The organism is Pseudacidovorax intermedius (assembly GCF_001476815.1).
Taxonomy (GTDB): domain Bacteria; phylum Pseudomonadota; class Gammaproteobacteria; order Burkholderiales; family Burkholderiaceae_C; genus Xenophilus; species Xenophilus intermedius_A.
The window spans coordinates 1-9496 of record NZ_LDSL01000205.1; the positions used below are offsets into that span (position 1 = coordinate 1).

The 9496-nt window shown below is 68.0% G+C and carries 11 protein-coding genes; 3 read left to right on the plus strand and 8 right to left on the minus strand.

All coding sequences use genetic code 11. The features are described from left to right. Positions 1–33 precede the first annotated feature (33 nt). The 3 genes from NS331_RS25865 to NS331_RS26885 form a co-directional block, all read right to left on the minus strand. Positions 34–930, minus strand: a complete 897-nt coding sequence (locus NS331_RS25865; RefSeq protein ID WP_082702745.1) for a TIR domain-containing protein — start codon at positions 928–930, stop codon at positions 34–36. Further along, positions 930–1217, minus strand: coding sequence for a YuaX family protein (locus NS331_RS25870; protein ID WP_082702746.1), 288 nt, complete (start codon positions 1215–1217; stop codon positions 930–932). The genes NS331_RS25865 and NS331_RS25870 overlap by 1 nt, the downstream gene beginning before the upstream one ends. A 161-nt stretch (positions 1218–1378) precedes the next feature. Beyond that, positions 1379–1525 (minus strand): AlbA family DNA-binding domain-containing protein, encoded by a 147-nt coding sequence (locus NS331_RS26885; RefSeq protein WP_193758198.1) that lies wholly within the window; start codon positions 1523–1525, stop codon positions 1379–1381. Between the two features lie 234 nt (positions 1526–1759). On the opposite strand from NS331_RS26885, the gene NS331_RS26440 reads away from it, so the two are divergent. Continuing rightward, on the plus strand, positions 1760–2218 hold the full coding sequence (locus tag NS331_RS26440) for a hypothetical protein (protein WP_153013031.1): 459 nt from the start codon (positions 1760–1762) through the stop codon (positions 2216–2218). 34 nt (positions 2219–2252) lie between these two features. Here the strand turns inward: NS331_RS26440 and NS331_RS24300 are convergent, their stop codons facing one another. Together NS331_RS24300 and NS331_RS24305 are read right to left on the minus strand one after the other, a co-directional pair. Then, positions 2253–3065 (minus strand): ABC transporter permease, encoded by an 813-nt coding sequence (locus NS331_RS24300; RefSeq protein WP_058644497.1) that lies wholly within the window; start codon positions 3063–3065, stop codon positions 2253–2255. Between the two features lie 4 nt (positions 3066–3069). Then, the gene (locus tag NS331_RS24305) at positions 3070–4044 is read right to left on the minus strand and encodes an ATP-binding cassette domain-containing protein (protein WP_058644498.1); all 975 of its coding nucleotides are present in this window, start codon (positions 4042–4044) and stop codon (positions 3070–3072) included. 129 nt (positions 4045–4173) lie between these two features. On the opposite strand from NS331_RS24305, the gene NS331_RS24310 reads away from it, so the two are divergent. Together NS331_RS24310 and NS331_RS24315 are read left to right on the plus strand one after the other, a co-directional pair. Further along, positions 4174–5469: a DEAD/DEAH box helicase gene (locus NS331_RS24310; RefSeq protein ID WP_058644499.1), complete on the plus strand. Its 1296-nt coding sequence runs from the start codon at positions 4174–4176 to the stop codon at positions 5467–5469. Continuing rightward, positions 5466–5771 (plus strand): hypothetical protein, encoded by a 306-nt coding sequence (locus tag NS331_RS24315; RefSeq protein ID WP_058644500.1) that lies wholly within the window; start codon positions 5466–5468, stop codon positions 5769–5771. Before NS331_RS24310 ends, NS331_RS24315 begins: the two co-directional genes overlap by 4 nt. 85 nt (positions 5772–5856) lie before the next feature. Here NS331_RS24315 and NS331_RS24320 read toward each other — a convergent pair whose 3' ends face one another. From NS331_RS24320 to NS331_RS24330, 3 genes are all read right to left on the minus strand, one after another. After that, positions 5857–7374 (minus strand): AMP nucleosidase, encoded by a 1518-nt coding sequence (locus tag NS331_RS24320; protein WP_058644503.1) that lies wholly within the window; start codon positions 7372–7374, stop codon positions 5857–5859. Positions 7375–7462: 88 nt separating this feature from the next. Next, positions 7463–8836, minus strand: a complete 1374-nt coding sequence (gene gorA / locus NS331_RS24325) for a glutathione-disulfide reductase (RefSeq protein ID WP_058644501.1) — start codon at positions 8834–8836, stop codon at positions 7463–7465. A gap of 53 nt (positions 8837–8889) precedes the next feature. Next, complete coding sequence (locus NS331_RS24330; RefSeq protein WP_058644502.1) at positions 8890–9267, minus strand: hypothetical protein; 378 nt, start codon at positions 9265–9267, stop codon at positions 8890–8892. Positions 9268–9496 lie beyond the last annotated feature (229 nt).

The window sequence follows — 9496 nt, forward strand, 5'->3', positions numbered from 1 at the left end:
CCCGCGCCCCGCTCATTGCGGCAGGGCAAAACTCTATGCACGCATGACTTTATTCCAGTCGATGCTATGACCGGCAGCTTCAAGCTCACGCGCAAGTGCCTGTTTCCAGCCCCCGCCGGTATCCATCGTCTCCCAAACGACACCGGCGAAATCGCTTGGAATTTCCACTGCTCCGCGTTTGAGAGCACATACCTTGTCTCTGCCCAAGCGGCCAATGAAGTACCCCAACTCCAAAAGCACATTCTGACGCGCTCTGGGCTCAGGCGTCCCTCCTTTTACACAGCCCTCATCGTCTGGCGTAAGCAGAACCACCGCGAAACCAACATCACTGTGAGCAACAACTTTTTCAATAATTGTTCGCCCTTGGTTGGCCTGTTCATGCAAGATAATGGCTTCAAGCCCGATTCGTTCGAGAAATCTTGCCACTGCTTCGCGAGCACCATCATCGTGACCATGAACAATAAAGACCTTGCGGGAAAATTGAGCTTTCAACACAACATCCGTGCTCCCCTTGGTCTGGATATAACTCCTGTAATCTCGGACAAAGGGAATGATTAGTTGGCCAGTAAGTGCGTGGATCCCAGCGATGACCTTACTTCCGGAATAGAAAAAAAGATGTGCAAAGTTGGCGGCGTAGCGGGGATCTGCCGCCAACTTCTCGATCAAAAGCAACGTTAACCCCAGCGCCTGTTTGGAGTCTTCTGGCCAAGCAAGCTGGGCGCTTCCAATCATGCTGCCCCCGGTCTTTTCACTTTCAGCGATGAACGCCATAACGTCGAGACCTTCCGTCAGGTCAGCGTTGTATGGCTCGAGGTCCGGATGTCGCAGCAGTTGACCCAGCTTTTTGAGAGGTCTTTCGTAGGTTTGAAGCTGTGAAGATTGCAAGTCTAGAACTGCATTGTTTATTTCAGAGAATAAGTCCCTAGCCATCAATCATCCTCCTCCGACTTCAATCTAGCTTCTGCCGCTTTTTCAAGAATACTCTCCCGATACTTTTCCTTCATCTGTTCTGCGAGAGGACCAACGATAGGGTTTGAAGAATATTCTCCTAAGCGCTCATCGATCATTCGATTTACCGATTGAATTGCGCCTTCAATGCTGGCGGGATCATTTGGATCAAAGTTTACGACGCCCAGTTCGCCGTCTAACTCACTCAAGGCGCGCTGCGCATCTTTCAGGTTTTTCTGAAGCTTATCCAGTCCGGTAATTTTGAACACAACCCACCTCCTGTTATTTGTTCGGATGCTCGAAAATGATGAAATTTTCCCGAGTGATGTGATCCATCAGTTCGTGGACGCTTTCTGCATCACTACCTGCATACGGAAGGACCAGCAGTATGAGTGGGTGAGCATCCAGCAAAGCACAAACATCTTCAATTTTATTCAATGTTGGGCTTTTCGCCCACGCCGATGACCAGCACGCCGCCCTCGCTGTTCGCAAACGCACAAACGGCTTCGTACATACGGCTCTGCTTGCCGCTGATGCGCTTGAAGTCGAGGCTGCGGCTTTCCGGAGCGGCGAGCAAGACATGGATGCGTTCTTCGGCTTGGGCGGGGGAGACCGGAGCCCTGCTCCTACACCAGGGTGGGCCCGAGCCCACCGAGCGGTGTACGAGCGCGCCTAGCTTGAAGGCTGTTTCCAGGCCAAAGCCGGCATGTCGCCGGGTGGCTCGGGAACCGGCACCGGTCCACCGATGCTGCCTCATTCAAGGAGACTCCTCATGCAAGACACACGCACCCCGTTCCATCCCCTTCGCCCCATGCTGATCGCCGCCGCGCTATGCAGCGCCAGCCTCGTGTTCGCGCAGAGCTCCTCGTCGGGCACCATGGGCGGCAGCAGCGGCAGCGGCGCGTCGGGCGGCAGCTCGATGCAGCAATCGGGCAGCGGCTCGAGCAGCAGCACGAACAAGCGTTCGGACAAGCGGGACGACGAGCGACGGCAGGGCACGAGCGGCAATGGCGCGTCCGGCGCCCATTCGGGGACCACCGGTGGCTCGGGCAATAGCAGTGGGGAACTGGGCCATCGCGGTGGCAAGGGGCCGACGGGCACCGGCACGGGCGGCCCTGGCGGTCGGGGTGCCGGATCGGGTCCAGGCAGCACGGGCTCCGGTTCCGGAACGAGCGGCAGCGGCTCGATGGGCGGCTCCGGCACGTCCGGTTCGGGCAGCATGGGCTCCGGGTCGGGCAGCAGTGGTTCGTCTGGTGGCAGCAGTCGCTGATGGAGCACGCGGGGGCGGTTGCTGCCCCCGCACCTCACCGGCGGAACCGCCGCCGCGTCAAACCCAGCGCCAGCCAGAAGGCCACGATGCCATAGGCCGCCAGCACGCCCAGATGCAGCAGCGGCTGCGTCGGCCACTGGTCCATGAACAGGGGCCGCACCAGCGCCACCACATTGGCCAGCGGCAGCCAGGCCGCCACCGCCCGCACCACCTCGGGCAACTGTTCGAGCGGAAAGAACACGCCCGACAGGAACATCATGGGCGTCATGAACAGCGTGAAGTAGTAGGTGAAGAAGTCGTAGCCCTTGGCCAGCGCGTTGAAGATCAGCGCGATGGACGAGAACACGATGCCTGCGCCCGCCAGGATCACCCAGGCGACCAGCAGCTTGGGGCTGTGGCTGATGCCCAGGCCCAGCATCACCAGCAGGATGGCCGTCACGGTGAACAGCGACTTGAAGCCAGCCCACAGCATCTCGGCGAAGACCACGTCGTCCAGGCCCACGGGCGCATTCATGATGCCGTCCCAGGTCTTCTGCACGTGCATGCGCGAGAAGGCCGAATACAGCGCCTCGAAGCTGGCCGCGTTCATCGCGCTCATGCAGATCGAGCCGCTGGCCAGGAACAGGATGTAGGGCACCGACGCGCCCCCCACTTTCACCTGGCCGACCAGCGCGCCCATGCCGTAGCCGAAGGCCACCAGCCAGATGAGCGGCTCGGCGATGTTGCCGATCAGGCTGGGCACGGCGAGCTTGCGCCACACCAGCAGGTTGCGCAGGAAGACGGGCCACCAGCGGCGCGTGACGGCCGGTGGCGACCAGACGGAAGGCAGGTTCGTGTTGTCGTTCATGGCCTCAACCTCCCTCCCGGATCTGCCGGCCCGTGAGCTTGAGGAACAGGTCCTCCAGGTTCGCCGGCCGGTGGAAGGTGCGCAGGCCCTCGTGCGTGCCCAATGCGTCCAGCAGCGGCCGCGCATCGCGGGTGTAGAAGAACACGGTTTCGCCGCTCAGCTCGGTGCGCTGCGCCAGCGCCCGCAGCGCGGGCGATTCCGCCAGCGACTGCGCCGATGGCCCGTTGCCCTGGCCGTAGACCTCGACCACGTGCGGCTCCAGGTGCTCGGCGATCAGTTCGCGCGGCCGGCCCTCGGCGATCTTGCGGCCATGGTCCACCACCAGCAGGCGGTGGCACAGGCGCTCGGCCTCGTCCATGAAGTGGGTGGTCAGCAGGATGGACTTGCCCTGTTGAAGCAGCGTCTGCAGCCGCTCCCACATCAGGTGGCGGGCCTGCGGGTCGAGGCCGGTGGTGGGCTCGTCCAGGATCAGCAGCTTCGGGTCGTTGACCAGCGCGCGCGCCAGCGACAGCCGCCGGCGCATGCCGCCCGACAGCTCGCCCGGCTTGGCATCGGCCTTGTGCGACAGGGCTGCGAAGTCCAGCAGCGCCGGCACCTTGGCGGCGAAGTCGCGGCGCGCGTAACCGAAGTAGCGCGCATAGACCACCAGGTTCTCGGCGCAGCTGAAGTCCGGGTCCAGCGAGTCGTACTGCGCCACCACGCCCAGCTGCGCCTTGATGGCCCGCGCGTCGCGCGGCATGTGCAGGCCGCCCAGCGCCGCGATCTCGCCGCCGTCGGGCGCGGTGAGTCCGAGGCACATGCGGATCGTGGTGGTCTTGCCGGCACCGTTGGGGCCGATCACGCCCAGGCATTCGCCGGGTGCGATCTCGAAGCTCAGGTCGTCGACGACGGTGGCCTCGCCATAGCGCTTGCGCAGGTGGCGGGCCTGCAGCAGCGGCGCGGTCGAGGCGGCGGTGGAGGGGTTCGGATCGGCAGGCACGCGGCATTGTGGCAAAGGCCCATGACGCCATCGCCCACACGGCGCCTTGGCCGACACGCCCACGGGCCGGGCCTGAAGACGGACAATCCGCAGCCCTTCCCCGGCGCTCTTCCGGCCTCTCCTCGCATCGTGTCCACCTCTCCCACCTACGCCGACCTGGGCCTGCGCCCCGAACTCATCCAGTCCTGCGCCGGGCAGGGCTATGCCGCCCCCACGCCCATCCAGGCCCTGGCCATTCCGGTGGTGCTGCAGGGCCGCGACCTGCGCGCCATGGCCCACACCGGCTCGGGCAAGACCGCCGCCTTCGTGCTGCCGCTGCTGCAGCGCTGGCACGAGGCGCCGCGCCACCGCTCGCGCCGCGCCCTGCACACGCTGGTGCTGGTGCCCACGCGCGAGCTGGCGGCGCAGGTGGCCGACACCGTGGCCGAACTGGCGGCCACGCTGCCCGAGCGGCCGAAGCTGGTGCGCGCCATCGGCGGCGTCTCGATCAACCCGCAGCTCATGGCCCTGCGCGGCGGCGCGGACCTGGTGATCGGCACGCCCGGCCGCGTGCTCGACCTGGCGCGCCACAACGCGCTGCGCCTGCAGGACTGCGCCGTGCTGGTGCTGGACGAGGCCGACCGCCTGCTGGACCTGGGCTTCGCCGACGAGTTGCAGGCCATCCTCGATGAACTGCCGGCCCAGCGGCAGAACCTGCTGTTCTCCGCCACCTTCGCGCCGCGCACCGTGCAGCTGGCCGATGCGCTGCTGCACGACCCCGAAGCCGTGACGGCGCCCGCGCCCTTGGCCGAGCTGCCGCAGATCGCCCAGCGCGCCATCGCGGTGGACGAGGGCCGGCGCACCGCGCTGCTGCGCCAACTGATCGCCACCGAGGGCTGGCCGCAGGTGCTGGTGTTCGTCGCCACCAAGCATGCCTGCGAAACCGTGGCCGACAAGCTGCGCAAGGGCGGCCTCACGGCCGAGCCGCTGCACGGCATGCTGGGCCAGGGCAAGCGCACGCAGGTGCTGGCCGACTTCAAGGCCGGCCGACTGCAGGTGCTGGTGGCCACCGACCTGGCGGCGCGCGGCATCGACATCGCGCAGCTGCCGGCGGTGGTCAACCACGACCTGGCCCGCTCGCCCACCGACCACGTGCACCGCATCGGCCGCACCGGGCGCGCGGGCGCCAGCGGCGTGGCCGTGAGCTTCGTGCCGGCCGCGGCCGAGGCGCACTTCCGCCTGATCGAGAAGCGCCAGGGCCTGCGCGTGCCGCGCGAGCAGATCGCGGGCTTCGAGCCGCAGGAGGCCGCGCCGGCCGATGCGCCGGCGGCCGGTGGCGGCATCAAGGGCAAGCGGCCGAACAAGAAGGACAAGCTGCGCGCCGCGGCGGCGCGGGGGGGCGGTGTGTCCGCGGCACCGGACGTCCCGGAGGACCCGCAGCCGTGACGCTCGACTACCTGCTCTTCGACCACAGCGAGGGCGACGACGACACCAGCCTGTTCGAGGCCCTGGCCACCGTCGGCCCCGAGCGCGAGGCCGCCGTGCGTGCCGAGATCGAGACGGTGATGGGGTGGGCCGCACGCCGCTTCCTCGGCCGGCGCGGCCCGGTGGAGGAAGGAGGCGACTGGGACGCCGACCTGGAAGAGCGGCAGGAAGAGCCGGCGCTGCGCAGCTTCCACCTGTCCATCACCGGCAGCCCGGCCTTTGCCGAGGCCTTCATCGCCGAGTTCGGCGATGCCGTGAACTGAGAGTACGGTGGGCCTGTGCTCCCCTCTCCCCTCGCGGGAGAGGGGCCCGGGGGAGAGGGGGTGCCGCCGCGCCCCAGGCGACCTGCTACTGGAACGCCACCTCCGCAAAGCTGCGCAGCTTGCGGCTGTGCAGCCGCGTGGTGCCTTCGGCGCGCAGGATGTCGATGGCCTTCATGCCGATGCGCAGGTGCTGCTCCACCCGCTCGCGGTAGAAGTGGTTGGCCATGCCCGGCAGCTTGATCTCGCCGTGCAGCGGCTTGTCGCTCACGCACAGCAGGGTGCCGTAGGGCACGCGGAAGCGGAAGCCGTTGGCCGCGATGGTGGCGCTTTCCATGTCCAGGGCCACGGCGCGGCTCTGGCTGAAGCGGCGCTGCGGCTCGTTGCCGGGCAGCAGCTCCCAGTTGCGGTTGTCGGTGGTCGCCACCGTGCCGGTGCGCATGATGGCCTTGAGCTCGGCGCCGCTGCAGCCGGTGACCTCGGCCACCGCCTGCTCCAGCGCCAGCTGGATCTCGGACAGCGCGGGAATGGGCACCCACAGCGGCAGCTCCTCGTCCAGCACGTGGTCCTCGCGCACGTAGGCATGGGCCAGCACGTAGTCGCCCAGCTGCTGCGTGTTGCGCAGTCCGGCGCAGTGGCCCAGCATCATCCAGGCATGCGGGCGCAGCACGGCGATGTGGTCGGTGATGTTCTTGGCATTGGCCGGGCCGACGCCGATGTTGACCATGGTGATGCCGCTGCGGTCCGCGCGCACCAGGTGGTAGGCCGGCATCTGCGGCAGGCGCCCGGGCGGCGTGCCCTGCATGGCGCCGATGCGCTCGGCCAGGTCGCCGGACTGCTCGGGCGTGAGGCCGCGGCGGCGCGTGACCACGTTGCCCGGCTCGACGAAGGCGATGTACTCGCCCGCCTCGTCGTTCATCGCCTCGTGGCCCAGGCGCACGAACTCGTCGATGTAGAACTGGTAGTTGGTGAACAGCACGAAGTTCTGGAACCACTCCGGCGCCGTGCCCGTGTAGTGGCGCAGGCGCTGCAGCGAATAGTCCACCCGCGCGGCGGTGAACAGCGACAGCGGCTCGGCCTCGCCAGGCCGCGTGACGTGCGTGCCGTTGGCGATGCCGTCGTCCATGGCGCCCAGGTCGGGCAGGTCGAACACGTCGCGCATCAGGGCGCGGCGCTCGTTGCTCAGGTTGCCTTCGATGTGCTCGTTCTCGGCGAAGGAGAAATGGATCGGGATGGGCTCGCTGCCGGTGCCCACCTCCAGCTCGATCTGGTGGTTGGACAGCAGCAGGCGGAACTGCTCGCGGTAGTAGCGGGCGAACAGGTCAGGCCGGCTCAGCGTCGTCTCGTAGCGGCCGGGGCCGGCCACGAAGCCGTAGCTCAGGCCCGAGGTGGCGGGCGTGGCGTAGCGCGTGTTGGTGTGGGTGTGCACCCGCACGAAGGGATAGCAGGCCCGCACCCGGCCGGGCAGCGTCTCGCCGGCCACGAAGCGCTGCATCGACTCGCGCAGGTGCGCCAGGCCCTCCTGGTAGATGCGCTGCACCTGGGCCAGCGCCGCGTCGGGGTCGGTGAAGCGGTTGGGGGCGATGAAAGGCGGCATGTAGGGCATGCGGGCATTGTGCAATGCACGTGCCAGCGTCTCGTGACGCTTCCGTGGCCTACGGGCGCCGACGTCCGGTGCGCGGCCCGGCGCGGCCTCAACCGACCGTCGGCTCCCGCATCGTCACGAATTCCTCCGCCGCCGTCGGATGGATGCCGATCGTGCGGTCGAAGTCGGCCTTGGTGGCGCCGGCGCGCATGGCCACCGCGAAGCCCTGGACGATCTCGCCCGCATCGGCGCCCACCATGTGCAGGCCCACCACGCGGTCGCTCTTCGCATCGACCACCAGCTTCATGAAGCAGCGCTCGCCGCGGCCCGAGAGCGTGTGGCGCAGCGGCTTGAATTCGCTGTTGAAGATGCGCACCTCGCCGAACCGGCTGCGGGCTTCCATCTCGGTGTGGCCGCAGGTGCCCACGCTGGGATGGGTGAAGACGGCGGTGGGGATGTAGTCGTAGTCCATGGTGCGGCGGCCTTCGCCGAACAGGCGGTCCACCACCACCATGGCCTCGGCCAGGGCCACCGGCGTGAGCTGGATGCGGGTGGACACGTCGCCGATGGCCAGCACCGAGGGCACGCTGCTGCGGTACTCGGCATCGACCACCACCGCACCGCGCCCGTCCAGCTTCACGCCCGCTTCTTCGAGGCCCAGGCCGGCGGTGAGCGGCCGGCGGCCGGCGGCCACCAGCACCACGTCGGCCGCCACGCGCTGGCCGCGGGCCAGCGTGGCGACGATCTCGCCGCCCTCGCCTTCGGTGAACGACGCCGCCTCCTGGTTCAGGCGCAGGTCGATGCCGGCGCGGCCCATCTCGCGCGCCAGGAACTCGCGCACGTCATGGTCGAAGCCGTTGAGGATGTGGGCGCCGCGGTGCAGCAGCGTCACCTCCGCGCCCAGCGCGCGGTAGATGGAGGCGAATTCGCAGCCGATGTAGCCGGCGCCGATGACCAGCAGCCGCCGCGGGAAGGTGGGCAGGTCGAACATGGCATCGGACACCTGCACCAGTTCCTTGCCCGGCACGTCGGGCACGAAAGGCGCGCCGCCGGTGGCGATGAGCACGTGGCGCGCGGTATGGCGCCGGCCCTCGACCTGCACCGTGTGGCCGTCCACCAGCTGGGCCCAGCCGCGCAGCAGCGTGACGCGCGCGCCGTCCAGCAGGCCTTCATAGACGCCGTTGAGGCGGTGGATTTCCCTGGCGCGCGCGGCCTTGAGCCGTGCCCAGTCGAAGCGCGGCGCGCTGTCGATCTGCCAACCGTAGCCCGGCGCCTCCTCGAAGGCCTCGGCATAGCCGGCGGCATAGCTGTAGAGCTTCTTGGGAATGCAGCCGACGTTGACGCAGGTGCCGCCCAGTTCGGCGCATTCGGCCAGTGCCACCCTGGCGCCGCGCTGCCCCGCCATGCGCGCGGCACGCACGCCGGCGCTGCCGCCGCCGATGACGAAGAGGTCGAAGTCGAAACGGGGAGTGGACGGGGCCATGCGGCGCGTCTCCGTGGTGGTGGGAGGCGCCACTGTAGCCAAGGCCGGCCGGGCTACTGCTGCAGCGGCCCGCCGTACCAGATCGTCGGCGTGTCCTGCCGGCTCGAAGGCTGCTGCGGCGCGGCGGGCGGGGCATTGCCCCAGGGGGCGTAACGGCTGTCCTCGTACACGATGACCGGCGGCGCCCGGTGCGGGCGCCATTGCGGTTGCGACGGCACCACCGGCGGCGGCGGTTGCTGGGTGTTGAAGTCCGCCCCCTGCTGGATGGCCCGCATCGACGGCGTGTTGGCATAGCGCTGCTGCTGGGCCCGCTCGAAGGGGCCAGGCTGCTGGCTGTTGCCGGCGCTCTGGGCGGCGGCCAGTGTGGCGCCGCCCGCCATCAGCAGGGCCAGCGCGGCGCACGAAGCGGTTCGGAACAGGCGGTTCGGCATGGTGGTCCTTCAACGCGGCACGCGGCGCATCGGTTGGCTGGGTGAACCCCGGCGCCGCGAAGGCGTCGGCGGCTGGAGAAACAATAGCAGCCGCCATTCACGAAAACTTCGACCATGACCCAAGCCCCTGCACCCCACGATGACAACCAGCCCCGCCCCGCCGAGGGCTATGCCGGCGACGTCACGCCCGCGCTGGCCGCCCGCTGGATGGCCAGCGCGGGCGTGACGT